Genomic DNA, 419 nt, shown 5'->3' with positions numbered 1-419 from the left:
ATGCGCTTCGTTGCCGGCGCGTGAAGATTTGGAAAGCTTACGGATGGTCTCAACGCGATCGAGAATATGCTCGCCCAGCGCTTCTTTGATGGTATCGCCGAGCAATTTGCCGAGCATACTGACATTACTGCGCATTGCCGAATATTGTTCGTTCATATAACCCCTGACCCAGTTCTGTATGATTTTTATCTTGTAAATAAATTTCACGCGTCAGGCGCAGACCGCCTGCCTGATCACATCGCGTTCCTGTCCAATCGTCAATTGACACTATTTTTAGCAAAAAAACATCAAAATCGGCGTATTTTCTGAAATTTAATTACGCCGCATCGGTTATCAGCGTGGCTTATTTCGCCGTTTTCTACTTATTTTGAGTTAGGGGAAGCATAGCGCGTTTCCCCTGTTAAATGTCGGGTTTACTG

Annotated in this window: 1 protein-coding gene; it reads right to left on the bottom strand. The window is 45.3% G+C overall.

Features of this window, described 5'->3' with window-relative positions:
* Positions 1-135, bottom strand: a 135-nt coding sequence (locus tag KHA85_RS20395) for a phosphoenolpyruvate carboxylase (RefSeq protein ID WP_498039908.1), incomplete at its 3' end; no start/stop codon positions are given.
* Positions 136-419: the final 284 nt, after the last annotated feature.

Origin of the sequence: Dietzia massiliensis, assembly GCF_018390595.1 — a bacterium.
Lineage (GTDB): Bacteria > Actinomycetota > Actinomycetes > Mycobacteriales > Mycobacteriaceae > Dietzia > Dietzia massiliensis.
The sequence above is the reverse complement of the archived record's forward strand: the minus strand, read 5'-3'. Positions and strand labels throughout refer to the sequence as shown.